Origin of the sequence: Streptomyces sp. NBC_00094 (assembly GCF_026343125.1) — a bacterium.
GTDB lineage: Bacteria > Actinomycetota > Actinomycetes > Streptomycetales > Streptomycetaceae > Streptomyces.
Map to the genome: position 1 here is coordinate 1,966,701 of NZ_JAPEMB010000001.1, position 23,016 is coordinate 1,989,716.

Sequence of the window (23,016 nt, forward strand, 5' to 3'; positions counted from 1 at the left end):
CGGGCCGACACGGGCCGGGCGCGGGCCCCCGGGCAAGGCCCGGGCCCAACGGCAGGCGCGGGCCCCCCGGGTAGGGGGCGGCCCCACGGGAAGGGCGCGGGCCCAACGCCAGGCGTGGGCCCCCCGGGTAGGGGGCGGCCCCACGGGAAGGGCGCGGGCGCCCACGGGTAGGGGGCGGGCCCACATCGCGGGCGCGCCCCCCTGCGTCAGTGCGCCGCCGAGTCCCAGTCCCGGCCCACACCGACGGAGACGTCGAGTGGGGCGCGCAGGTCCGCCGCCGCGGACATCTGCTCGCGGACCAGGGCCTCGACCTGCTCGCGCTCGCCGGGGGCGAGTTCGAGCACGATTTCGTCGTGGACCTGGAGGAGCATCCGGGAGGCGAGACCCGCCTCCGTCAGCGCGCGGTCGACGCCCAGCATGGCGACCTTCACGATGTCGGCGGCCGTGCCCTGGATGGGGGCGTTGAGCGCCATCCGCTCGGCGGACTCGCGGCGCTGCCGGTTGTCGCTGTTGAGGTCCGGCAGGTAGCGGCGGCGGCCGAGGATGGTCTCCGTGTAGCCCGTGGCGCGGGCCTCGTCGACGACCCTGCGCAGGTAGTCCCGTACCCCGCCGAAGCGCTCGAAGTAGGTGTCCCGCAGGCCGGCGGCCTCGCCCGGGTCGATGTTCAGCTGCTGCGCGAGACCGAAGGCGGAGAGGCCGTAGGCCAGGCCGTACGACATGGCCTTGATCTTGCGGCGCATCTCGGCGTCGACGGCGGACCGCTCGACGCCGAAGACCTGGGAGGCGACCGTGGTGTGCAGGTCCTCGCCGGAGGCGAAGGCCTCGATGAGGCCCTCGTCCTCGGAGAGGTGGGCCATGACCCGCAGCTCGATCTGGCTGTAGTCGGCGGTCATGAGGGCTTCGAAGCCCTCGCCGACGACGAAGCCGTGCCGGATGGCGCGGCCCTCGTCCGTGCGCACCGGCACGTTCTGCAGGTTCGGGTCGGTCGACGAGAGGCGGCCGGTGGCGGCGACCGTCTGGCTGAAGGTGGTGTGGATCCGGCCGTCGGCGGCGACGGTCTTGATCAGGCCTTCGACGGTGGAGCGCAGCCGGGCCTGCTCGCGGTGGCGGAGCATGATCACGGGCAGGTCGTGCTCGGTCTGGCTCGCGAGCCAGGCGAGCGCGTCGGCGTCCGTCGTGTACCCGGTCTTGGTCTTCTTGGTCTTCGGCAGGTTGAGCTCGCCGAAGAAGACCTCCTGGAGCTGCTTGGGCGAGCCGAGGTTGAACTCGTGACCGACGGAGGCGTGCGCCTCCTTCACGGCCTGCTGCACGGCGCCGGCGAACTGCTGCTCCATCGCCTCCAGGTGGTCGCGGTCGGCGGCGATGCCGTGCCGCTCCAGGCGGGCGAGGAGGACGGAGGTGGGCAGCTCGACGTCGTGGAGGAGCTCGCGGGCCCCGACCTCGCCGAGCCGCTCGTCGAAGGCGTCGCCGAGATCGAGGACCGCCCGGGCCTGGGTCATGAGGGCCTCGGCCTCGGCGGTGTCGTCGGCGCCGAAGGCGAGCTGTCCGTCGGCGGCGGCCGCGGGGGCGAGCTCGCGCCCGAGGTACTCGACGGAGAGCGCGTCGAGCGCGAAGGAGCGCCGGCCGGGCTTGACGAGGTAGGCGGCGAGGGCGGTGTCCATGGTGACGCCCGCGATGCTCCAGCCGTGCTCGGGGAAGACCCGCATGGCGCCCTTGGCGTTGTGCATGACCTTGGGGCGGGCCGGGTCGGCGATCCACGCGGCCCAGGCCTGCTCGTCGGCCTCGTCGAGCGCGCTCGGGTCGAACCAGGCGGCGGCTCCGCCGGCGGCGGCGAGGGCGACCTCGCTCACGTTCCCCGTGCCGAGGGCCCAGCTGTCGACGGTGGCGATGCCGAGAGGCCGGCCGCCGTGCTCGGCGAGCCAGGGGGCGAGCTCGCCGGCGCCGAGGACGCTCGCGTCGAGCTCGACGCCCGCGGCGGGGGCCGGGGCGGTGTCCTCGGCGGCGCCCGGGTCCACGGCGAGGAGCCGCTCGCGCAGCGAGGGGTTGCGGATCTCCAGGGTGTCGAGGACGAGCGCGACGGCCCCGCGGTCGTACGGCTCGCGGGCGAGGTCCAGCACGGTCTTCGGCAGCTCGACGTCCCGGACCATCTCGGTCAGGCGGTGGTTGAGCTTGACCGACTCCAGGTGGTCGCGGAAGTTCTGCCCGGCCTTGCCCTTGACCTCCTCGGCGCGGTCGACCAGTTCGGCGAAGGAGCCGAACTGGTTGATCCACTTGGCGGCGGTCTTCTCGCCGACGCCGGGGATGCCCGGGAGGTTGTCGGACGGGTCGCCGCGCAGGGCGGCGAAGTCGGGGTACTGCGAGGGGGTCAGGCCGTACTTCTCCTGGACCTTCTCCGGGGTGAAGCGGGTCAGCTCGGAGACGCCCTTGGTGGGGTAGAGCACGGTGGTGTGCTCGGTGACGAGCTGGAACGAGTCCCGGTCGCCGGTGACGATGAGGACCTCGAAGCCCTCGGCCTCGGCCTGCGTCGCGAGGGTCGCGATGACGTCGTCGGCCTCGAAGCCGTCGACCGCGAAGCGCGGCGCGTGCATCGCGTCGAGGAGCTCGCCGATCAGCTCGACCTGCCCCTTGAACTCGTCGGGGGTCTTCGAGCGGTTCGCCTTGTACTCGGGGAACTCGTCGGACCGCCAGGTCTTGCGGGACACGTCGAACGCGACCGCGAAGTGCGTGGGCGCCTCGTCGCGGAGGGTGTTCGCCAGCATCGAGGCGAAGCCATAGATGGCGTTCGTCGGCTGCCCCGTCGCGGTGGTGAAGTTCTCCACGGGCAGCGCGTAGAACGCGCGGTACGCCAGGGAGTGCCCGTCCATGAGGAGGAGTCGCGGGCGGTCCGCTTCGGTCTTCTCGGTCTTCTTCGATGCTGTCTCGGCCACGGAACGATCCTCCCACGGCCCACCGACATTCCCGGTCGCACATGCCCCGCCGCCCTGCCCGGCACGCCCCTCCTCCGGTGCCGCGTGACAGGATCGGAGACGTACACCACAGGATTACCGCTCAAGGGAGAGCGCGATGGTCAGCAAGCCCCCGGCCGGTGACCCGGTACAGGACGCACCGCAGGTCACGCCGCCGCAGCACGCCGCAGCAGGCCTGCCCGCCATCGGGCACACCCTGCGGATCGCGCGGGAGCAGATGGGGCTGCGGCGCACCGCGCGGACCCTGCTCAAGGTCAACCAGAAGGACGGCTTCGACTGTCCCGGCTGCGCCTGGCCGGAGGAGGACAAGCGGCACGTCGCCGAGTTCTGCGAGAACGGGGCGAAGGCGGTCGCCGAGGAGGCGACGCTGCGCCGGGTCACCCCGGAGTTCTTCGCCGCGCACCCGGTGGCGGACCTGGCGACCCGCAGCGGGTACTGGCTGGGCCAGCAGGGCCGGATCACCCAGCCGATGCTGCTGCCGGAGGGCGGCGAGCGGTACGAGCCGGTGACCTGGGAGCGGGCCTTCGCGATCCTCGCCGAGGAGCTCCGTGCCCTGGCCTCGCCCGACGAGGCGCTGTTCTACACGTCGGGCAGGACCAGCAACGAGGCCGCGTTCCTGCTCCAGCTCTTCGCCCGCGAGTTCGGCACGAACAACCTGCCGGACTGCTCCAACATGTGCCACGAGTCCTCGGGTTCGGCTCTGACCGAGACCATAGGGATCGGCAAGGGCAGCGTCTCCCTCGAGGACCTGCACCGGGCGGACCTGATCATCGTGGCGGGGCAGAACCCGGGCACGAACCACCCCCGGATGCTCTCCGCCCTGGAGAAGGCGAAGGCCGCGGGCGCGCGGATCATCTCGGTCAATCCGCTGCCCGAGGCCGGTCTGGAGAAGTTCAAGAACCCGCAGACCCCGCAGGGCATGCTCAAGGGCGCGGCGCTCACCGACCTCTTCCTGCAGATCCGCATCGGCGGCGACCAGGCCCTCTTCCGGCTCCTCAACAAGCTGGTCCTGGAGACGCCCGGGGCGGTCGACGAGGAGTTCGTACGGGAACACACCCACGGGCACGAGGAGTTCACCGCGGCGGCGCGGGCGGCCGACTGGGACGAGACGCTCGCCGCGACCGGGCTCGACCGCTCCGAGATCGAGCGGGCCCTGGAGATGGTGCTGGCCTCGGAGCGGACGATCGTCTGCTGGGCGATGGGGCTCACGCAGCACAAGCACTCCGTGCCGACCATCCGCGAGGTGGTCAACTTCCTTCTGCTGCGCGGCAACATAGGGCGGCCCGGCGCGGGCGTGTGCCCGGTGCGCGGCCATTCGAACGTGCAGGGCGACCGGACGATGGGGATCTTCGAGCGCCCCGCGCCCGCCTTCCTCGACGCCCTGGACAAGGAGTTCGGGATCGTCTCGCCGCGCCACCACGGCTTCGACGTGGTCCGCTCGATCCAGGCGCTGCGGGACGGCGAGGCGAAGGTGTTCTTCGCGATGGGCGGCAACTTCGTGGGGGCGACGCCCGACACGGAGGTGACGGAGGCCGCGATGCGGAACGCGCGCCTGACCGTCCACGTGTCGACGAAGCTGAACCGCTCGCACGCGGTCACGGGCACGCGCGCGCTGATCCTCCCCACCCTCGGGCGCACCGACAAGGACGTGCAGAAGAGCGGTCGGCAGATCGTGACGGTCGAGGACTCGATGAGCCTGGTGCACGCCTCGCGCGGCAACCTGCCGCCGGCGAGCCCGCACCTGCTCTCCGAGCCGGCGATCGTGGCGCGGCTGGCCCGGGCCGTCCTCGGCGACGGATCGGCCACGCCCTGGGAGGAGTTCGAGGCCGACTACGCCACGATCCGGGACCGCATCGCGCGCGTGGTGCCCGGTTTCGAGGACTTCAACGCCCGTCTCGCGGCGAACGCGGGCGGCTTCGCGCTGCCGCACGGCCCGCGCGACGAGCGCCGCTTCCCCACGAAGACCGGCAAGGCCAACTTCACGGCCGCGCCCGTCGAGTACCCGAAGGTGCCGGAGGGCAGGCTGCTGCTCCAGACCCTCCGCTCGCACGACCAGTACAACACCACGATCTACGGTCTCGACGACCGCTACCGGGGCATCAAGGGCGGCCGCAGGGTCGTCCTGGTCCACCCCGAGGACGCGGCGGCGCTCGGCCTCGCCGACGGGGCGTACACGGATCTGGTGAGCGAGTGGACGGACGGGACCGAGCGGCGGGCACCCGGCTTCCGGGTGGTGCACTACCCGACCTCCCGGGGCTGCGCGGCGGCCTACTACCCGGAGACGAACGTCCTCGTACCGCTGGAGTCCACGGCGGACGTCAGCAACACCCCCGCGAGCAAGTCCGTCATCGTCCGTCTGGAACAATCACGATCCGCCTAAGCGTTTGCTCAGGCGCGACCAGCGATCACCATCCGAACGGAGCCGGGCCATGGGCGAGCAGCAGCACGTGAAGTTCCCACAGGAGGTCCTCGACGAGTACGCGGCGCTCGGCGTCGACCTGCCCGCCCTCTTCTCGGCCGGGCACCTCGGCAACCGGATGGGCGTGCAGGTCCTGGAGGCCTCGGCCGAGCGGGTCGTCGGCACGATGCCGGTGGAGGGCAACACGCAGCCGTACGGGCTGCTGCACGGCGGCGCCTCGGCGGTGCTCGCCGAGACGCTGGGCTCCATCGGTTCGATGCTGCACGGCGGGGTCTCCAAGATCGCGGTCGGCGTCGACCTCAACTGCACCCACCACCGCGGGGTGCGCAGCGGCCTGGTGACCGGCGTGGCGACCCCGGTGCACCGCGGGCGGTCCACCGCCACGTACGAGATCGTGATCACCGACGAGCAGGGCAAGCGAGTCTGCTCGGCGCGGCTGACCTGCCTGCTGCGCGAGGTCACCGCCAAGGACGCGGGGATCGTCGCGGGCGGCTGACGCGTCCGTACGAACGGTCAAGGGGCGGCACCCGACGGGTGCCGCCCCTTCGTCGTACCCCCTACAGGCCCCGTCGGCATCACTCTGAGTGATCTTCGTCCGAACAGGGACCGAGCGGAACGGAAGGGCCGATTCGTCCGCTGAGGTTTCTGCCACTGTCCGGTATCCGGAGAGCCGACCGAGCGCCTCGACAGGACCAAGAATCCCTCAAGCCCCTTAGCGGAACTGCAGGTTCTCACTATGTGAACACCGCGAAACCCACCCCTATGCCCCGGTATCACCCGCCGCCGCGCACACTCTTTCCCCGTCGGCATAACAAGACAGTCACATCATGCCCTCGGCGCTCCCCGACCCTCCCCACCTGCGCTTAGAGTCACCGCCAGTCACCGCGCCGCCGGGCGCGTCCTACTGCACGGCCCTGCACCACCCAGTACGGCCCGGCGTTCGACAACGGCACCCCTCGCTCCGCAGCTTCACGGCACCGCCTCATCCGAGGGGGCCGCGCCAGGGAAAGGACCCTTCGTGCGAAACCGTTCGTTGCTCATACTCACCACCGCGGTCACCGCGGGTGCACTCACCCTCACCGCCTGCGGTTCGCGTGACGACAAGGGCGGCGCCGAAAAGGGCGGCGACGGTGGCAACGTCACCGTGACCATCGGTCTCGACGCGCCCCTCACGGGTGAGCTGTCCGCCCTCGGCCTCGGCATCAAGAACTCGGCCGACCTCGCGGTCAAGACGGCCAACGAGAAGGCCTACGTCAAGGGCGTGACCTTCAAGCTGGAGTCCCTGGACGACCAGGCCCAGCCCTCCGCCGGCCAGCAGAACGCGACCAAGTTCGTCGCCGACAAGGCCGTCATCGGCGTCGTCGGCCCGCTGAACTCCTCGGTCTCCGAGTCGATGCAGAAGGTCTTCGACGACGCCAAGCTGGTGCAGGTCTCCCCGGCCAACACCAACCCGTCCCTGAGCCAGGGCGCCAACTGGAGCAGCGGCGACAAGAAGCGCGGCTACAAGTCGTACTTCCGCACCGCGACCACGGACGCCATCCAGGGCCCGTTCGCCGCGCAGTACGTCTTCAACGAGGCCAAGAAGACCAAGGCCTTCATCATCGATGACAAGAAGACCTACGGCGCCGGCCTCGCGGGCACCTTCAAGGGCGAGTTCGAGAAGCTCGGCGGCAAGGTCCTCGGCACCGAGCACATCAACCCCGACACCAAGGACTTCTCCGCGGTCGCGACCAAGGTGAAGAGCTCCGGCGCCGACATCGTCTACTACGGTGGCGAGTACCCGGCCGCCGGCCCGCTGGCCAAGCAGATCAAGGAAGCCGGCGCGAAGGTCGTCGTCGTCGGTGGCGACGCGATCTACAGCCCCGAGTACGTGAAGCTCGCCGGCGCCACCGCGGCCAACGGTGACTTCGCCACCTCGGTCGGCGCGCCGATCGAGACCCTCGCCTCCGCCAAGGAGTTCCTGGCCAACTACAAGGCCAAGGGCTACAAGGAGGCCTACGAGGCCTACGGCGGCTACTCCTACGACTCGACCTGGGCCATCATCGAGGCCGTCAAGAAGGTCGTCGACGGCAACAGCGGCAAGCTCCCGGACGGTGCCCGCGCCAAGGTCGTCGAGGCCATGCAGGGCGTCTCCTTCGAGGGTGTGACCGGCAAGGTCTCCTTCGACGAGTTCGGTGACACCACCAACAAGCAGCTGACCGTCTACAAGGTCGAGGGCGGCGCGTTCAAGCCGGTCAAGTCCGACACCTTCGGCGGCTGATCCACCAGCTCCACTCCGCACCACTCAGCACCATTCAGCACCACCTTCATCGCGCGGGGGGCCGCACCAGGCGCCCCGCGCGGTGTCACATCCGTCGAAAGTCTCGGAGGACAATGCGGTGAACGAACTGCCGCAGCAGCTGGTCAACGGCCTGCTACTGGGATCCATGTACGGGCTCGTCGCCGTCGGCTACACGATGGTCTACGGCATCGTCCAGCTCATCAACTTCGCCCATGGCGAGATCTTCATGACCGGCGGCTTCGGGGCGCTCACGGTCTGGCTCATCCTGCCCGGCGGCACCAGCATGTGGGTCGCGCTGCCCGTCATGATCATCGGTGCCGTGCTCGTCGCGACGACCATAGCCGTCGGGGCGGAACGGTTCGCCTACCGCCCGCTGCGCGGTGGCCCCCGCCTCGCCCCGCTCATCACGGCCATCGGTCTCTCGCTCGCCCTGCAGTACGCGGTGTGGGTGTGGTACCCCGAGGCGAAGTCCGCCCGGACCTTCCCGCAGATCCCCGGCGGCCCGATCGAGCTCGGCCCCGTCACCATCCAGACCGGCGACGTCTTCCTCCTGATCGCCGCCCCGATCTGCATGGCCGTCCTCGCCTTCTTCGTCATGCGCACCCGCGTCGGCCGTGGCATGCAGGCCACGGCGCAGGACCCGGACACCGCGAAGCTCATGGGCGTCAACACGGACCGGATCATCGTGATCGCGTTCGCCCTCGGTGCCGCGATGGCCGCGGTCGGTGCCGTCGCCTACGGCCTCAAGTACGGCGTCGTCGACTACAAGATGGGCTTCCTCCTCGGGCTGAAGGCCTTCACGGCCGCCGTCCTCGGCGGTATCGGCAACATCTACGGAGCCATGATCGGCGGAGTCGTCCTCGGTGTCGCCGAGACCATGGCGACGGCGTACGTCAGCCACATCCCCGGTATGGAGCAGCTCGGCGGCCAGTCCTGGGCCGACGTCTGGGCCTTCGTACTCCTCATCGTCGTACTCCTCGCCCGGCCACAAGGCCTTCTCGGCGAGCGCGTCGCGGACAGGGCGTGAGCACCATGACCACCATCTCCGAGAACCCCACGGCGGCCACGACCCTCAAGTCGACCGAGCCGACCGGCCTCATCGGCTTCGTGCCGGTCCGGGCCGCCCGCGCCCTCACCCTGGGCGGTGGCGTCCTCACGGTCGCCAGCTGCTTCCTCTCCTGGACCTGGACGCCCACCTTCCCGGGTGACCTCACGTACTACGGCTCCCCCGCCGGTCTGCAGCTCCAGGTCCTGGTCCTGGGCCTGCTCACCACCCTCTTCGCCCTCTCCTCGTACGGCGTCAAGGGCACCCGCTGGCTGACCCCGGCCGGCGCCGACGCGGCCGTCAAGGTCGCCGCGCTCGCCGCCTTCGGCACCGCCTGGTACACCGTCGCCGCGATCAGCATCACGCTCGGCGGCCCGGTCAACCTGGAGCCCGGCGGCGCGGTCGTCGCGCTCGCCACCCTGATCACCCTCCTCGGCGCCCTCGCCCTCCCCTTCGAGCGGCCGAAGGTGCTGCCCGTGGACCCGGAGGACACCGCCTGGGACCAGCTCAAGCACCGGGTCGGCAACGGCTGGACCGCCTTCAAGGGCGCCTTCGCCGCCACGGGCCCCGCCCGCAAGCTGCCCCCGATGCACTCCTCGGTCGAGATCCTGATCATCACGGGCATCCTCGCCGTGGCGCTCGGCGTCTTCACCTACGGTGTCGGCACCGAGTACGACGAGCTGTTCCTCGGCTTCCTGATCACGGCCGGCCTCGGCTTCGCCGCGGTCAACAAGTCGGGCCTCATGCAGCAGGCCACGCAGCTCACCAAGAAGCACCAGAACCTCACCATCGCGGGCGCGTTCACCGCGGCGGCGCTGTTCCCCTTCACCCAGACCGACGACCAGTACGCGACGCTCGGCGTCTACATCCTGATCTTCGCGACGGTCGCCCTGGGCCTGAACATCGTCGTCGGCCTCGCCGGTCTCCTCGACCTCGGTTACGTCGCCTTCCTCGGCGTCGGCGCCTACGCGGCCGCCCTCGTCTCGGGCGCCCCGACCTCCCCGTTCGGCGTGCACCTCCCCTTCTGGGCCGCCATCCTGGTCGGCGCGGGAGCCTCTCTGGTCTTCGGTGTCCTGATCGGTGCCCCGACCCTCCGGCTGCGCGGCGACTACCTCGCCATCGTCACGCTCGGCTTCGGTGAGATCTTCCGCATCGCGGTGATGAACACCGACGGCACCTCCGGTCCCGACATCACCAACGGCTCCAACGGCATCGCGTCCATCCCGAACCTGAGCATGTTCGGGTTCGACTTCGGCGCCGAGCACACGATCGCCGGCTTCACCATCGGCCGCTTCGCGAACTACTTCTTCCTGATGCTGCTGATCATGGCGATCGTCGTGATGGTCTTCCGCCGCAGTGGCGACTCCCGGATCGGCCGCGCCTGGGTCGCCATCCGCGAGGACGAGACCGCGGCGCTCGCCATGGGCATCAACGGCTTCCGGGTCAAGCTCATCGCCTTCGCGCTCGGCGCCTCGCTCGCCGGCCTCGCCGGCACCGTGCAGGCTCACGTCACCTACACGGTGACCCCGGAGCAGTACCTCTTCGCCGGTCCGATCCCGCCCAACTCCGCCTTCCTGCTCGCGGCCGTCGTCCTCGGCGGCATGGGCACCATGAGCGGTCCCCTGGTCGGCGCGTCCCTGCTGTTCCTCATCCCCAACAAGCTCCAGTTCATGGGCGAGTACCAGCTCTTCGCCTTCGGCGTCGCGCTGATCCTGCTCATGCGCTTCCGCCCGGAGGGCATGATCGCCAACCGGCGCAACCAGCTGGAGTTCCACGAGAACGACGAGACGCCCGCCACGCTCGCCAAGGCAGGTGCCTGAACCATGACGACCACCACCAACACGGCCGAGGCCACCACCGAGCCGGCCGCCCGCGAGACCGTTCTCGACGCACGCGGGGTCACCATGCGCTTCGGCGGCCTCACCGCCGTGCGCGATGTGAACCTGACCGTCAACAGCGGCGAGATCGTCGGCCTCATCGGCCCCAACGGCGCCGGCAAGACCACCTTCTTCAACTGCCTCACCGGTCTCTACGTCCCCACCGAGGGTGAGGTCCGGTACAAGGGCACGGTCCTGCCGCCCACGTCGTACAAGGTCACCGACGCCGGCATCGCCCGCACCTTCCAGAACATCCGCCTCTTCCACAACATGACCGTCCTGGAGAACGTCCTCGTCGGACGCCACACCCGGATGAAGCAGGGCCTCTGGTCCGCGCTGCTGCGCCTCCCCGCTTTCAAGAAGGCCGAAGCGGAGGCATCGCAGCGGGCCATGGAGCTCCTGGAGTTCATCGGACTCCAGGACAAGGCTCAGCACCTCGCCAAGAACCTCCCGTACGGAGAGCAGCGCAAGCTGGAGATCGCCCGCGCCCTCGCGAGCGACCCCGGTCTGATCCTGCTCGACGAGCCCACCGCCGGCATGAACCCGCAGGAGACGCGGGCGGCGGAGGAACTCATCTTCGCCATCCGGGACATGGGCATCGCCGTGCTCGTCATCGAGCACGACATGCGGTTCATCTTCAACCTCTGCGACCGGGTCGCCGTGCTCGTCCAGGGCCAGAAGCTGATCGAGGGCGACAGCCAGACCGTCCAGAGCGACGAGCGGGTCATCGCCGCGTACCTGGGCGAGCCCGTCGCGGACGCACCGGCGGAGGCGGCTCCCGCGGAGGAGGCTCCTGCGAAGGAGGCCCCCGCGAAGGCCGCGCTCTCCGAGGACGCACCCGCCGAGGAGGACGCGCCTTCGGAGGAGGACGCACCCGCCGAGGAGGACGCCCCCGAGGCCCCCGCCGACGAAGCACCGGCCGACGAGACCCCGGCTGCCGAGGAGACCTCCTCGGAGGACACCCCGCAAGACCCCGGTTCGGGCAAGGAGAACGACGCATGACCGCACTGCTCGAAGTCGAGGACCTGCGCGTCGCCTACGGAAAGATCGAGGCCGTCAAGGGCATCTCCTTCTCCGTCGACGCCGGTGAGGTCGTCACCCTCATCGGTACCAACGGCGCCGGGAAGACCACCACCCTGCGGACCCTCTCCGGGCTCCTCAAGCCGGTCGGCGGCCAGATCAAGTTCGAGGGCAAGTCCCTCCGCAAGATCCCCGCGCACAAGATCGTCTCGCTGGGTCTGGCCCACTCCCCCGAGGGCCGGCACATCTTCCCCCGGATGACGATCGAGGAGAACCTCCTCCTCGGCGCCTTCCTCCGGAAGGACACCGCGGGCATCGCCAAGGACGTCCAGCGCGCCTACGACCTCTTCCCGATCCTGGGCGAGCGTCGCAAGCAGGCGGCCGGCACGCTCTCCGGCGGTGAGCAGCAGATGCTCGCCATGGGCCGGGCGCTGATGTCCCAGCCGAAGCTGCTCATGCTCGACGAGCCCTCGATGGGCCTCTCGCCGATCATGATGCAGAAGATCATGGCGACCATCGCCGAGCTGAAGGCCCAGGGCACCACGATCCTGCTCGTCGAGCAGAACGCCCAGGCCGCGCTCGCCCTGGCGGACCACGGTCACGTGATGGAGATCGGCAAGGTCGTGCTCTCGGGCACCGGCCAGAACCTGCTCCACGACGAGTCCGTCCGCAAGGCGTACCTCGGCGAGGACTGATCCACCGGGTCCGTACCCCGTACGGAAGGCCCGCCCCACAAAGTCGTGGGGCGGGCCTTCTTCCGTCTGTACCGGCTTCCGTCTGTACGGGCTTCCGTCTGTACGCGGGCCGTAGGGACGTACGGGTGTGCGTGCGGGCCTACTGCTCGCCCTTGGCCGCCTTCTTCTCCTCGGCGTCCTCGATGACCGCCTCGGCGACCTGCTGCATCGACATGCGCCGGTCCATGGAGGTCTTCTGGATCCAGCGGAAGGCGGCCGGCTCCGTCAGCCCGTACTGGGTCTGCAGGATCGACTTGGCGCGGTCCACCAGCTTGCGGGTCTCCAGGCGGAGGGAGAGGTCGGCGACCTCCTTCTCCAGGGCGCGGAGCTCGGCGAATCGGGAGACGGCCATCTCGATGGCCGGCACCACGTCGCTCTTGCTGAACGGCTTGACCAGGTACGCCATGGCACCGGCGTCCCGGGCCCGCTCGACGAGGTCGCGCTGCGAGAAGGCGGTCAGCATCAGGACCGGGGCGATGGACTCGCCCGCGATCTTCTCGGCGGCCGAGATGCCGTCGAGGACGGGCATCTTCACGTCGAGGATGACGAGGTCGGGGCGGTGCTCGCGGGCGAGCTCGACGGCCGTGGCGCCGTCGCCGGCCTCGCCGACGACCGTGTAGCCCTCTTCCTCCAGCATCTCTTTGAGGTCGAGGCGGATGAGCGCCTCGTCCTCTGCGATGACGACGCGGGTCGTCAGCGGCGGGACGTGCGACGGCTCTGCGTCGTCGGCGGGCTGGGGCGACTCGGGGGCGGTCACGCGGGCTCCTCGTTCGATGGCCTCGTTCCGGAGGCGGATACAGCTCCCCATGAGCCTACCCACCTCCTGTAAGGTAGGGGCACGGCGGGTGATCACCGACCTTCGTTTCGAAGGATGCCCCGGTAGCCCAGCGGAAGAGGCAGTGGTCTCAAACACCATACAGCGTGGGTTCGAATCCCACCCGGGGCACTTTACCTTTGATTCCAAGGTTCGAGACGGACGCTGTCCGCTCCGCCGGACGGCCTACGTCAGCGGCTCACCGATGTGATGGACCCGCACCAGGTTCGTCGAGCCGGCGACACCCGGCGGGGAACCGGCCGTGATCACCACGATGTCGCCCGGCCGACAGCGACCGATCCGCAGCAGCTCCTCGTCCACCTGGGCCACCATCGCGTCCGTCGAGTCGACGTGCGGGCCGAGGAAGGTCTCGACGCCCCAGGTCAGGTTGAGCTGCGAGCGCGTCGCCGGGTCCGGCGTGAAGGCCAGCAGCGGGATCGGCGAGCGGTAGCGGGAGAGACGCTTGACCGTGTCGCCGGACTGCGTGAAGGCGACCAGGAACTTGGCCCCGAGGAAGTCGCCCATCTCGGCGGCGGCACGGGCGACGGCGCCGCCCTGGGTGCGGGGCTTGTTGCGCTCGGTCAGCGGGGGCAGCCCCTTGGCGAGGACGTCCTCCTCCGCGGCCTCGACGATCCGGCTCATGGTGCGGACCGTCTCGACCGGGTAGCGGCCGACGCTGGTCTCGCCGGAGAGCATGACGGCGTCGGTGCCGTCGATGACGGCGTTGGCGACGTCGGAGGCCTCGGCACGGGTGGGCCGGGAGCTGTCGATCATCGAGTCGAGCATCTGGGTGGCGACGATGACCGGCTTGGCGTTCCGCTTGGCCAGCTTGACCGCCCGCTTCTGGACGATCGGCACCTGCTCCAGGGGCATCTCGACGCCCAGGTCACCGCGGGCCACCATGATGCCGTCGAAGGCGGCGACGATCTCCTCGATGTTCTCGACGGCCTGCGGCTTCTCGATCTTGGCGATGACGGGCAGCCGGCGGCCCTCCTCGTCCATGATCCGGTGGACGTCCTCGATGTCCCGGGCACTGCGGACGAAGGAGAGGGCGATGACGTCGGCGCCGATGCGCAGGGCCCAGCGGAGGTCCTCGATGTCCTTCTCGGACAGGGCGGGTACGGAGACGGCGACACCCGGCAGGTTGAGGCCCTTGTGGTCGGAGACCATGCCGCCCTCGACGACCCGGGTGCGGACGCGGGGGCCGTCGACGGAGGTGACCTCCAGGGTGACGCGGCCGTCGTCGACGAGGATGCGCTCGCCGGCGGTCACGTCCTCGGCGAGGCCGGAGTAGGTCGTCCCGCAGCAGTGACGGTCGCCCTCCATCGCCTCGACGGTGATGGTGAACTCGTCACCGCGTTCAAGGAGTACGGGACCTTCACGGAAGCGGCCGAGACGAATCTTCGGGCCTTGAAGGTCGGCGAGGACCCCGATGCTGCGGCCGGTCTCGTCGGAGGCTTTGCGTACGCGCTCGTAGCGCTCCTCGTGCTCGAGATACGTACCGTGGCTGAGATTGAGGCGGGCCACGTCCATTCCGGCCTCGACCAACGCCTTGATCTGGTCGTATGTTTCGGTGGCGGGCCCAAGGGTACAAACGATTTTCGCTCGGCGCATGGGTCGAGCCTAGGGCTTACCCACGAGTAGGAAATTGGTGGGGCATGACTACTCAACAACCTTTCCGTGAAAGGTTGTTGACAAGTCTTGAATCTGTGCACCGGGGTGCTCCGATGAGCGAATTTCGCGCCCTCGCGCCCCCTGTCTCAGAGTGCGGGCGGCACCATCGTGAAGCGCGCCACGACCTCCGCCGTGACCGTCTGCCGCTGCGGTTCGAGATCCAGCGCGGGCGCCTCGCCGGCCCGCTCCGTCGCGAAGGCCGCCGGCGCCGCGGCGAAGACCGGGGGCATCGACGAGCCCGGGCCCGCGAGCCCGGCGTCCGAGAGTTCGAGGAGTGAGGCGAGCGAGGTGCCAAGCGCCTCCGCGTAGGCGCGCGCCCGCTGGACCGCCTCCGCCACCGCGAGCCGCCGTGCCTCCGCATACGCCGGGGAGTCCGGCCGCAGCTCCCACCACGGGCCGTCGACACCCGTCATCTCCAGGTCGGCGAGCCGGGTCACCAGCTCCCCCAGCACCGTGAAGTCGCTCAGCTCGGCCGTCGTCCGCACCCGGCCCACGAAGGCGTGGACGCGCTCACCGCGACCGCGCCTGCCGAGCTCCGGGGAGATCGAGAACCTGCCGGTCTCCAGCTTCTCGACCACCTCCCCCTGCGCCTTGACGAGGTCGAGCACCCGCGCGTTCCGCCGGGTCAGCTCCGTGAGCGTCGCCGAGCGGTCCGTACCGCGCGCGGTGACGGTCACCCAGATCCGGGCGAACTCGGGGTCGACCTCGAGCCGCCCCTCGCCACGCACCGTCACCTGCGGGGCCCCGGGGGTCGCGTGTTCCTGCGTCACGTCCTGACTCCTCCATGTTCGGTAACGATCGTCCACCGAACACTTTCCCACTCCGTAACCCGAAAGGTCTGTTGCCGACGTGGCTCCTGAGCCAGAATCTACGCGCGTTGTGTGCGTATCGAGTGCCTGATCGTGCGCCGGAGACAACGCCACCGAACCAAGGAGAACCACATGCCGTTGAACCGCCGGACGTTCCTGGAGAGCTCCGTGGCCGTCGGGGCCGGAGCCGCCCTCACCGCGGGGATCGCCGCCCCCGCCGAGGCCCACGGACACCATCCCAAGCCGGCGAAGCGGTACGCGTTCACCGTGATGGGGACGACCGACCTGCACGGCAACGTCTTCAACTGGGACTACTTCACGGACAAGGAGTTCGACGACAAGGCGCACAACGACATCGGCCTCGCCAAGATCTCCACCCTCGTCGACCAGGTCCGCGCGGCCAAGGGCCGCCGCAACACCCTCCTCATCGACGCCGGCGACACCATCCAGGGCACCCAGCTGTCCTACTACTACGCCAAGGTCGACCCGATCACCCAGGCCGGCGGCCCGGTCCACCCGATGGCCCAGGCCATGAACGCCATCGGCTACGACGCCGCCGCGCTCGGCAACCACGAGTTCAACTACGGCATCCCGGTGCTCCGGAAGTTCGAGGAGCAGTGCGACTTCCCGCTGCTCGGCGCCAACGCGCTCGACGCGAAGACCCTGCTCCCGGCCTTCCCCCCGTACAGCATGCATCGGCTGCGCACCCCGCACGGCAGGGACGTCAAGGTCGCGATACTCGGCCTGACCAACCCCGGCATCGCCATCTGGGACAAGGCGAACGTCACGGGCAGGATGGTCTTCCCCGGTCTGGAGGAGCAGGCCGCGAAGTGGGTGCCGAAGCTGCGCTCCATGGGCGCCGACGTCGTGATCGTCTCCGCGCACTCCGGCTCCAGCGGCACGTCCTCGTACGGTGACCAGCTCCCCCACATCGAGAACGCGGCCGGGCTCGTCGCCGAGCAGGTCCCGGGCATCGACGCGATCCTCGTCGGCCACGCGCACACCGAGATCCCCGAGTACCGGGTGAAGAACAAGGAGACCGGCAAGGACGTCGTCCTGTCCGAGCCGCTCAAGTGGGGCCAGCGCCTCACCCTCTTCGACTTCGACCTGGTGTGGGAGAAGGGCCGCTGGGTCGTCGAGAAGGTCGGCGCGCAGGTCCTCAACTCCAACGTGGTGGCGGAGGACCCGAAGATCACCGGGCTGCTCGCGGACGAGCACGAGAAGGTCGTCGCGTACGTCAACCAGGTCATCGGCACCTCCACGGCGGCCATGACCACGGCCGACGCGCCGTGGAAGGACGAGCCGATCATCGACCTGATCAACGTGGTCCAGGCGGAGACGGTGAAGGCGGCCCTCGCGGGCGGCGCGCACGCGGCCCTGCCGGTGCTCTCGCAGGCCTCCTGCTTCTCGCGCACGGCCCGGATCCCGGCCGGCCAGGTCACCATCAAGGACGCCGCCGGCCTGTACCCCTTCGAGAACACCCTGGAGGCCCGGCTGATGACGGGCGCCCAGCTGAAGGCGTACCTGGAGTACTCGGCGAAGTACTACGTCCAGACCGCGGCGGGGGCGCCGGTCGACACCGCGCTGCTGACCAACGCGGGCGGGACGCCGGACTACAACTACGACGCCGTGTCGGGTCTGACGTACGAGATCGACATCGCGAAGCCGGCCGGCTCTCGGATCGTGAACCTGTCCTTCGAGGGCAGGCCGCTCGACCCGGCCGCGACGTTCGTCCTCGCGGTCAACAACTACCGGGCGAGCGGCGGCGGCGCGTTCCCGCACATCGCCGACGCCCCGCAGCTGTGGGCCAACTCGGACGAGATCCGCAACACCATCATCCAGTGGGTGAAGGCGAAGGGGACGGTCGACCCGGGTCTGTTCGCTTCGGTGGACTGGAAGCTGACCCGGGACGGCGTGCCGGTCTTCTGATCCGTCAGTGCTGCACGAGAGGCGTCAGCTTCCGGTCCTGGGCCGGGATGCTCGGCGCCTCTCGCGTCTCCAGGCCGAAGCTGGTGAACGCGGTGCGGCGCGGCAGCGGGTACGGCTCCTTCCCGGTGATCGTGTTGAGGATGGTCGCGCTGCGCCAGGCGGCGAGGCCGAGGTCGGGGGCGCCCACGCCGTGGGTGTGCCGCTCGGCGTTCTGCACGTAGACGGAGCCGGTGACCGAGGGGTCGAGGACCAGCCGGTACCGCTCGTCGATCCGGGCGCGGCCGGCCGCGTCGTGGCGCAGGTACGGGTCGAGCCCGGCGAGCATCCCGTCCACGGGGCGCTCGCGGTAGCCGGTCGCGAGGACGACGGCGTCGGTGGTGAGCCGGGAGCGGGTGCCCTGCTGGAGGTGTTCCAGGTGCAGTTCGACCTGGGTGGTGGCGACACGGCCGGCGGTACGGACGCGGACGCCGGGGGTGAGGACGGCGTCGGGCCAGCCGCCGTGCAGGGTGCGGCGGTAGAGCTCGTCGTGGATGGCGGTGATGGTGTCGGCGTCGATGCCCTTGTGCAGCTGCCACTGGCGGGGCACGAGTTCGCCGCGTACCGGCTCGGGCAGGGAGTGGAAGTAGCGGGTGTAGTCGGGGGTGAAGTGCTCCAGGCCGAGCTTGGAGTACTCCATGGGGGCGAAGGCCTCGGTACGGGCCAGCCAGTGGATCCGCTCGGCGCCGGCGGGGCGGGCGCGGAGCAGGTCGAGGAAGACCTCGGCACCGGACTGTCCTGAGCCGATGACGGTGACGTGGCCGGCGGCGAGGAGCGTCTCGCGGTGGGCGAGGTAGTCGGCGGAGTGGATCACGGGGACGCCGGGGGCGTCGGCGAGCGGCCGGAGGGGCTCGGGGACGTACGGCTCGGTGCCGACACCGAGGACGACGTTCCGGGTGTAGGCGCGGCCGAGGGCCTCGGCCTCGCCGTCCGGGTCGATCTGGGTGAAGTCGACCTCGAAGAGGCGGCGCTCGGGGTTCCAGCGGACCGAGTCGACCTGATGGCCGAAGTGGAGGCCGGGGAGACGCTCGCTGACCCAGCGGCAGTACGCGTCGTACTCGGCGCGCTGGATGTGGAACTTCTCCGCGAAGTAGAAGGGGAAGAGGCGCTCGCGGCTCTTCAGGTAGTTGAGGAAGGTCCAGGGGCTCGCGGGGTCCGCGAGGGTCACCAGGTCGGCGAGGAAGGGGACCTGGAGGGTGGCGCCCTCGATGAGGAGGCCGGGGTGCCAGTGGAAGGCGGGCCGCTGCTCGTAGAAGGTGGCGGCGAGGCCGTCGGCGACGCCGTGCGCGAGGGCGGCGAGCGAGAGGTTGAAGGGGCCGATGCCGACGCCCACCAGATCGTGGGGCTGGTCGAGGTCGTCGTCCTTGGGGGTGCTGCCGGTCATCGGTGCGTGCTGCCTTCCACGAGGGTGATGAGCTGTGCCAGGTCGGTGGGGGTGGCGTGGGGGTTGAGCAGGGTGGCCTTGAGCCAGAGGCGGCCGTCCGCCTCGGCGCGGCCGAGGACCGCGCGGCCTTCGGCGAGGAGGGTGCGGCGGATCCCGGCGACGGTGTCGTCGGTGGCCCCGGCCGGCCGGAAGAGGACCGTGGTCAGGGTGGGCCTGGCCCGCAGGTCGAGGCCGGGGGTCTTCTCGACGAGGTCGGCGAGGTCCTGGGCGAGGGCCATGCACGCGTCGACGAGGGCGCCGAGGCCGGAGCGGCCGAGGGCGCGGAGGGTGACGGCGGTCTTGAGGACGTCGGGGCGCCGGGTGGTGCGCAGGGAGCGGCCGAGGAGGTCGGGGAGGCCGGCCTCGGTGTCGTCGTCGGCGTTGAGGTAGTCGGCGGTGTGGCCGAGGACGGCGAGGTCGGCCGCGTCGCGGACCGCGAGGAGTCCGGCGGCGGCCGGCTGCCAGCCGAGTTTGTGCAGGTCGACGGTGACGGAACGGGCCCGGTCGAGGCCGTCGAGGAGCCGGCGGTGGGTGGGGCTGAGGAGGAGCGGGCCTCCGTAGGCGGCGTCGACGTGGAGCTCGGCGCCGTGGGCCGCGCAGATGTCGGCGAGCTCCGGCAGCGGGTCGATCAGGCCCTCGTCGGTGGTCCCGGCAGTCGCGACGACGAGGACGGGGCCCTGCTCCTTCGCCAGGGCCCCGGCCAGGGCGGCCGGTTCGAGGGTGCCGTGCGGGGTGGGGACGGTGACCGGGGCGGGGAGGCCGAGGAGCCAGGCGGCGCGGTGGAAGGAGTGGTGGGCGTTGGCGCCGACGACGGTCCGTACGGCGCCGTGGCGCTCCCTCGCGAGGAGCAGGGCGAGCTGGTTGGACTCGGTGCCGCCGGTGGTGACGAGGGCGTCGGGGTGCCCGGCCGCCGGGAACGCCTCGGCGGCGAGCGCGGCGGTGACCAGGGCTTCGAGGGCGGAGGCCGCCGGGGCCTGGTCCCAGGAGTCCATCGACGGGTTGAGCGCGGAGGCCGCCAGGTCGGCGGCTGCGGCGAGCGCGAGGGGCGGGGTGTGGAGGTGGGCGGCGCACAGCGGGTGCGCGGGGTCGGCGGCGCCGGCGGCAAGGACGTGGACGAGCGTCCTGAGGGCCTCGTGGGGGCCGGTGCCGGTCTCCGGGAGTACGGCTCCGAGGGCCGCCGCCCTTGCCTCGACGGCCTCCGGCCCGCCGGCCGGGAGGGGGCCGCCCCGCTCCTCCGCACCGGAACGGAGCGCGTCGAGGACGGTGTCCAGGAGGGGGCGGAGGGCATCGGCGCCGGAGGTGCCTCCGGCGAGGGGTGGGGGTGCGGCACGCATGGACGACAGCGTGCCGGGGGTTGTCGGGGTATGTCCGGGGAGTCGGGGGTTGTGACCCGAACGGGGGACACGGGCCGGCCTCCGCCGTGTGGGCAATCGTCCCGCAGGGCGGAACGATTGCCCACGACGGGGGTCAGGCCGTGCGGACCGCCAGCGCGCGGCGGAGGTCGTCGAGCTGGTCGACGAGCTTGCGGCGGAGGGCCGGGATCATGGTGCCGGTGGCCAGGTGGGTCTCGCCGAGGGCCAGGGAGTCGGCGTCGATCGCGTACGAGGGGAAGGCGTAGCGGCCCGCGGCCTCGGCCATCGCCGCGCCGCGCCGGTCGCCGAGGGCGGCGGCCTCGGGGTAGAAGCGGGGCACGTACTCCCGTACGAGATCGGCCTGTTCGGGCTGCCAGAAGCCCATGGCCGTGGCGGTGAACAGGTAGTTGGACAGGTCGTCCGTGTCGAAGAGCGCCGACCAGGCCGCGGCCTTCGCGGCCGGGTCCGGGAGCGCGGCGCGGCAGCGGGCGGCGCCCTCCTGGCCGGTGGCGCTCGGGTCGCGCTCCAGCTCGGCGGCGATCATCGTCTCGTCGGTGGCGCCGAGCACGGCGAGGCGGGCGAGGATCCGCCAGCGCAGCTCGGGGTCGAGTTCGGGGCCGCCGTGGACGGTGCCCTCCTCCAGCCAGGTGGTGATCTTCTCGGGGGTGGTGGCGCTGTCGACGTACGTGCGCACGGCCGTGAGCCGCAGGCCCGGCGCCTCGCCGTCCTCGGTGCGGCGCAGCAGCGCGCGGGCGATCTCGCCGATCGTCGCGAGGGCGGCGGGGCGGTCGGCCTCGGAGACGTACCGGTCGGCGATCTGGGTGCGGGCGAAGGCCAGGACGCCCTGGACGAGGGAGAGTTCGGTCTCCTCCGGCAGGTGCGCGAGAGCGAACTCCAGGTAGTCGGCGGGAGCGAGGACGCCGTCGCGGACCATGTCCCGCATCGCGTTCCAGACGACGGCGCGGGTCAGCGCGTCGGGGATGCGGGAGAGGCCGCGCAGGGCGGACTCCTCGGAGACCTCGTCGAAGCGGAGCTTGGCGTAGGTGAGGTCCCCGTCGTTGAGGACGACGAGCGCGGGGCGCGGGCCGGTCAGCTCGGCGGGCGCCTCCTGCGGGACGTCGATCGGGCGCCGCTCGCGCAGGACGAGGTCGCCGGCGCTGTCCCGGTCGTACACGCCGACGTCGATGCGGTGCGGGCGGCTGCCCTCGCGGTCGATGGTGAGCCGCCAGCTGCCGCCCTCGCCGTCGAGGCGCGGGGTGAGCGTGTCGACGCCCGTCGTGCGCAGCCACTGCTCGGCCCAGCCGTGGACGTCGCGGTCGGTGGCGGCGGCGAGGTTGTCGATGAAGTCGGCGAGGGTCGCGTTGCCGAACTTGTGGCGCTTGAAGTGGATGTTGATGCCGGCGAGGAAGTCCTGCTCGCCGAGCCAGGAGACGAGCTGGCGGAGGGCGGAGGCGCCCTTCGCGTAGGAGATGCCGTCGAAGTTGAGGAGCGCGGAGGCGGTGTCGGGGACGGACTCCGGGTCCGGGGCGACGGGGTGGGTGGAGGGCCGCTGGTCGGCCTCGTACCCCCAGGCCTTCCGGGTGACGCCGAAGTCGACCCAGGTGTCGGGGAAGAGGTCGGCGCAGGCCTCGTTGACGGTCTGGAAGCCCATGTACTCGGCGAAGGACTCGTTCAGCCAGATGTCGTCCCACCAGCGCAGGGTGACGAGGTCGCCGAACCACATGTGGGCCATCTCGTGGGCGATGACCATGGCGCGGGTCTGCCGCTCGGTGACGGTGACGGCGGAGCGGAAGACGAACTCGTCGCGGAAGGTGACGAGCCCGGGGTTCTCCATCGCGCCCGCGTTGAACTCGGGAACGAAGGCCTGGTCGTACGAGTCGAAGGGGTACGGCTCGTCGAACTTCTCGTGGTACCGGTCGTAGCAGGCCTTGGTGACGGCGAGGATCTCGTCGGCGTCGGCGTCCAGGTGGGGGGCGAGCGAGCGGCGGCAGTGGATGCCGAAGGGGAGGCCGGCGTGCTCGGTGCGGACGGAGTGCCAGGGGCCGGCGGCGACGCAGACGAAGTAGGTGGAGAGCAGCGGGGTGGGGGCGGCCTTCCACCGGCCGTCGGCCTGCTGCTCGGTGATGCTGTTGGCGAGGACGGTCCAGCCCTCGGGGGCGGTGACGGTCAGCTCGAAGACGGCCTTCAGGTCGGGCTGGTCGAAGGCGGCGAAGACGCGCTGGACGTCCTCCATGAAGAGCTGGGTGTAGACGTACGACTCGTCGTCGGTGGGGTCCGTGAAGCGGTGCATGCCCTCGCCCGTGCGGGAGTACCGCATGGTCGTGCTGACGCGCAGCTCGTGCTCGCCCTCGGTGAGGCTCAGCGGGAGCCGGTTGTCGGTGAGGGAGGCGGTGTCGAGGGCCTCTCCGTCGAGGGTGGCGGAGTGCAGGGTCTCGGGCTTGAGCTCGACGAAGGTGTCCCCCGCGGCGCGGGCGGTGAATCGGACGGTGCTGGTGGACTCGAAGGTCTCGGCGCCGGTGGTGAGGTCGATGTCCACCAGGTAGCGGTGGACGTCGAGGAGCTGGGCACGGGTCTGCGCTTCGTCGCGCGTCAGTACGGACATGGCCCCTATGCTGCCCGATGTCTCCGGGCCGCGGC

Annotated in this window: 15 protein-coding genes and 1 tRNA gene; 9 read left to right on the forward strand and 7 right to left on the reverse strand. The window is 70.7% G+C overall.

Annotated elements, in window-relative coordinates; translation table 11 throughout:
• Positions 1–206 precede the first annotated feature (206 nt).
• Complete coding sequence (polA, locus tag OG580_RS08510; RefSeq protein WP_267043022.1) at positions 207–2,927, reverse strand: DNA polymerase I; 2,721 nt, start codon at positions 2,925–2,927, stop codon at positions 207–209.
• 136 nt (positions 2,928–3,063) lie between these two features.
• Between polA and OG580_RS08515 the strand changes: the two genes are divergently transcribed.
• From OG580_RS08515 to OG580_RS08545, 7 genes are all read left to right on the forward strand, one after another.
• Entirely contained in the window at positions 3,064–5,346 is a 2,283-nt protein-coding gene (locus tag OG580_RS08515; RefSeq protein WP_267043023.1) for an FdhF/YdeP family oxidoreductase, read from the forward strand.
• Between the two features lie 49 nt (positions 5,347–5,395).
• The gene (locus OG580_RS08520) at positions 5,396–5,881 is read left to right on the forward strand and encodes a hotdog fold thioesterase (protein ID WP_267043024.1); all 486 of its coding nucleotides are present in this window, start codon (positions 5,396–5,398) and stop codon (positions 5,879–5,881) included.
• Between the two features lie 522 nt (positions 5,882–6,403).
• Positions 6,404–7,645: a branched-chain amino acid ABC transporter substrate-binding protein gene (locus OG580_RS08525; RefSeq protein WP_267043025.1), complete on the forward strand. Its 1,242-nt coding sequence runs from the start codon at positions 6,404–6,406 to the stop codon at positions 7,643–7,645.
• Between the two features lie 118 nt (positions 7,646–7,763).
• Positions 7,764–8,693, forward strand: a complete 930-nt coding sequence (locus OG580_RS08530; RefSeq protein ID WP_267043026.1) for a branched-chain amino acid ABC transporter permease — start codon at positions 7,764–7,766, stop codon at positions 8,691–8,693.
• A gap of 5 nt (positions 8,694–8,698) precedes the next feature.
• Positions 8,699–10,531, forward strand: coding sequence for a branched-chain amino acid ABC transporter permease (locus tag OG580_RS08535; RefSeq protein WP_267043027.1), 1,833 nt, complete (start codon positions 8,699–8,701; stop codon positions 10,529–10,531).
• Positions 10,532–10,534: 3 nt separating this feature from the next.
• Complete coding sequence (locus OG580_RS08540) at positions 10,535–11,590, forward strand: ABC transporter ATP-binding protein (RefSeq protein ID WP_267043028.1); 1,056 nt, start codon at positions 10,535–10,537, stop codon at positions 11,588–11,590.
• Positions 11,587–12,303, forward strand: coding sequence for an ABC transporter ATP-binding protein (locus OG580_RS08545; RefSeq protein WP_024757294.1), 717 nt, complete (start codon positions 11,587–11,589; stop codon positions 12,301–12,303). Before OG580_RS08540 ends, OG580_RS08545 begins: the two co-directional genes overlap by 4 nt.
• A 139-nt stretch (positions 12,304–12,442) precedes the next feature.
• On the opposite strand, the gene OG580_RS08550 is transcribed toward OG580_RS08545, so the two are convergent.
• Positions 12,443–13,099 (reverse strand): ANTAR domain-containing response regulator, encoded by a 657-nt coding sequence (locus tag OG580_RS08550; RefSeq protein WP_267043029.1) that lies wholly within the window; start codon positions 13,097–13,099, stop codon positions 12,443–12,445.
• A 116-nt stretch (positions 13,100–13,215) separates the two neighbouring features.
• Between OG580_RS08550 and OG580_RS08555 the strand changes: the two genes are divergently transcribed.
• Positions 13,216–13,288: transfer RNA gene (locus OG580_RS08555), tRNA-Leu, on the forward strand.
• Between the two features lie 54 nt (positions 13,289–13,342).
• Here OG580_RS08555 and pyk read toward each other — a convergent pair.
• Positions 13,343–14,770, reverse strand: coding sequence for a pyruvate kinase (pyk, locus tag OG580_RS08560; RefSeq protein WP_267043030.1), 1,428 nt, complete (start codon positions 14,768–14,770; stop codon positions 13,343–13,345).
• Between the two features lie 146 nt (positions 14,771–14,916).
• Positions 14,917–15,600, reverse strand: a complete 684-nt coding sequence (locus OG580_RS08565; RefSeq protein WP_267043031.1) for an SIMPL domain-containing protein — start codon at positions 15,598–15,600, stop codon at positions 14,917–14,919.
• Positions 15,601–15,771: 171 nt separating this feature from the next.
• Between OG580_RS08565 and OG580_RS08570 the strand changes: the two genes are divergently transcribed.
• The gene (locus OG580_RS08570; protein ID WP_267043032.1) at positions 15,772–17,568 is read left to right on the forward strand and encodes a bifunctional UDP-sugar hydrolase/5'-nucleotidase; all 1,797 of its coding nucleotides are present in this window, start codon (positions 15,772–15,774) and stop codon (positions 17,566–17,568) included.
• Between the two features lie 4 nt (positions 17,569–17,572).
• Here the strand turns inward: OG580_RS08570 and OG580_RS08575 are convergent, their stop codons facing one another.
• From OG580_RS08575 to pepN, 3 genes are all read right to left on the reverse strand, one after another.
• The gene (locus OG580_RS08575; protein WP_267043033.1) at positions 17,573–18,988 is read right to left on the reverse strand and encodes a lysine N(6)-hydroxylase/L-ornithine N(5)-oxygenase family protein; all 1,416 of its coding nucleotides are present in this window, start codon (positions 18,986–18,988) and stop codon (positions 17,573–17,575) included.
• The gene (locus OG580_RS08580; RefSeq protein WP_267043034.1) at positions 18,985–20,361 is read right to left on the reverse strand and encodes an aminotransferase class V-fold PLP-dependent enzyme; all 1,377 of its coding nucleotides are present in this window, start codon (positions 20,359–20,361) and stop codon (positions 18,985–18,987) included. The genes OG580_RS08575 and OG580_RS08580 overlap by 4 nt, the downstream gene beginning before the upstream one ends.
• Before the next feature lie 133 nt (positions 20,362–20,494).
• Positions 20,495–22,981, reverse strand: coding sequence for an aminopeptidase N (gene pepN / locus OG580_RS08585; protein WP_267043035.1), 2,487 nt, complete (start codon positions 22,979–22,981; stop codon positions 20,495–20,497).
• Between the last annotated feature and the right edge of the window lie 35 nt (positions 22,982–23,016).

Coding starts and splice junctions, on each gene's coding strand:
- OG580_RS08540 (WP_267043028.1), top strand. CDS start 10,535: ATGACGACCACCACCAACACGGCCGAGGCCACCACCGAGCCGGCCGCC.
- OG580_RS08575 (WP_267043033.1), bottom strand. CDS start 18,988: ATGACCGGCAGCACCCCCAAGGACGACGACCTCGACCAGCCCCACGAT.
- OG580_RS08520 (WP_267043024.1), top strand. CDS start 5,396: ATGGGCGAGCAGCAGCACGTGAAGTTCCCACAGGAGGTCCTCGACGAG.
- OG580_RS08535 (WP_267043027.1), top strand. CDS start 8,699: ATGACCACCATCTCCGAGAACCCCACGGCGGCCACGACCCTCAAGTCG.
- pepN (WP_267043035.1), bottom strand. CDS start 22,981: ATGTCCGTACTGACGCGCGACGAAGCGCAGACCCGTGCCCAGCTCCTC.
- OG580_RS08570 (WP_267043032.1), top strand. CDS start 15,772: ATGCCGTTGAACCGCCGGACGTTCCTGGAGAGCTCCGTGGCCGTCGGG.
- OG580_RS08580 (WP_267043034.1), bottom strand. CDS start 20,361: ATGCGTGCCGCACCCCCACCCCTCGCCGGAGGCACCTCCGGCGCCGAT.
- OG580_RS08515 (WP_267043023.1), top strand. CDS start 3,064: ATGGTCAGCAAGCCCCCGGCCGGTGACCCGGTACAGGACGCACCGCAG.
- pyk (WP_267043030.1), bottom strand. CDS start 14,770: ATGCGCCGAGCGAAAATCGTTTGTACCCTTGGGCCCGCCACCGAAACA.
- OG580_RS08545 (WP_024757294.1), top strand. CDS start 11,587: ATGACCGCACTGCTCGAAGTCGAGGACCTGCGCGTCGCCTACGGAAAG.